1 protein-coding gene is annotated in these 1,880 nt (G+C 41.2%); it reads right to left on the reverse strand.

The window, feature by feature from the left end; translation table 11 throughout:
- Nucleotides 1-92 precede the first annotated feature (92 nt).
- Nucleotides 93-1,388, reverse strand: coding sequence for a group II intron reverse transcriptase/maturase (gene ltrA / locus DXB15_RS16710; protein ID WP_117650694.1), 1,296 nt, complete (start codon nucleotides 1,386-1,388; stop codon nucleotides 93-95).
- Between the last annotated feature and the right edge of the window lie 492 nt (nucleotides 1,389-1,880).

Here is a 1,880-nt window from a genome sequence, read left to right on the forward strand (position 1 = left end):
CAGTCGAGTAGACTAAGACCTCTCAATCTTAGCCCCTCACAGATCCGTACGTGCGGCTTTCCCGCATACGGCTCCTCGTAGTAACATTCGCTTCAATATAAACAATAGTACGTTTTAGGTTTTGCTAACGGGTAATACTTAAGCATTTCCACAAATCCATTCCATGTGTATGCCCGTCTACAACCTCTCCGATTCATGGCTTTGAATAGAAACTGTTGTACTCTGTGCAGGAATGTTGTTATCTTCCGAAAATTCCATGTAACACCATAATACCGATAGTGTCCAATTAGTTTTACGTTCAACTCTTTAATTATTTCTCGCATTGGTCGATTTCGATTATCGTAAATCCAGTTCTTGTATGCTCTAACCTTTTGCTCAAACTTCTTTCTTGAAGTCTGTACCTTTGGTACGAAACCTCCCTTTCGAGTTTTGCTACAGTAGAAGGTAAATCCCAGAAAATCAAATGTTTCAGGCTTACATTCTCCTCTTGCTCTACGATTCTGCTCTGCAAATCTCCCAAATTCAATCAGTCTGCTTTTACTACTTTCCAGCTCCAGTCCAAACTTTTCCATTCGTTCCTTTAACTCTCTATAGTATCTTTCAGCTTCTGACTTATATTGAAATCCTGCAACAAAATCATCCGCAAAGTTGACGAGAAAACACTCTCCCTGCATTTTCCTTTGCACCACCAGCTTAAACCACAGCGTCAGCACATGATGCATGTATATATTTGCAAGCATCGGACTCATTACTGAGCCTTGTGCCGAACCTTCCTCTGTTGGCTCGAATTTTCCTTGCTCCATTATTCCTGCTTTAAGGTATTTACGTATTAGCCACAATAAGTTCCTATCCTGTATATTCCATTCAAGGAACTTCATCATCCAATCATGGTCGATATGGTCAAAGAAACCTTTGATATCGGCATCTACGATATAGCTGATTTTTCCATAGCTTATCCGTTGGTATACTTCTTTTATTGCTTCGTGACACCCCCTATTCGGTCTGAATCCATACATGCAGTTTAGGAATCTCGGTTCATAAATAGCTCCCAGTATTTTCTTCACTGCCATTTGTACAATCTTATCTTCATAGGAAGCAATCCCTAATGGTCGTTTCTTTCCATTTCCTTTAGGTATATATACTCTCAGTGACGGAAGTGGCTTAAAGGATTTGTTTTTCAACCTCTGTACCAGTTCCTTGATATTTCTATCAAGGTTCTTCCCATACTCATCCTTAGTTACCTTGTCAATTCCGACTGCTTTGTTCCCATCTAATTCCTTATGGCATTGCTTTAGCATATCTTCATTTATCAAGTGGTACACTGATGTAAATATAGGATGTTTTGATGTTGCCGATATCTCAGCTATTCTTACTAATTTCGTTTCCATTATTTCCTCCGTCCCTGAGTACGGATAATGTGTCCTCAGTAAGACCTTTACTATGCAATCCCCTTCCCTCCATCGGCATTGCCCGATTTCTACAGTACTATGGGATTGTCCGACCACCTACCATTCATTTGAAATCCTCCGTTTTCAGTTGCAACTTCATACTCTTCTTCGAGAAATGGCAGGTTCTCCCCAGTTGATGTGTATTCACAATGTAAAACATGATTGGTTCTCTGACTCCGCAGTGCCACATAATACTCGCCATATCGCATTACATGATATTGTCTTCCGCACCAGTTAAGACGTCGACCGACTGAAGTTAACGTTTCGAAGCTCAATCACTATTCAACCCTGCTTTCTTGCTGTCTACGCTTGTCAGATGCCGTTACCGGCATCATCCCAAGACTCGCTATTATCTGGTTGGCTAAACCTTGGATAAACCGGAATCCCACCGGCTTGACTACACACCCTTAGCTGGGCGCACAACTGGAATTT

The sequence above is a fragment of the Roseburia sp. OM02-15 genome, from assembly GCF_003481835.1.
GTDB classification, from domain to species: Bacteria; Bacillota; Clostridia; order Lachnospirales; family Lachnospiraceae; genus Eubacterium_I; species Eubacterium_I ramulus_A.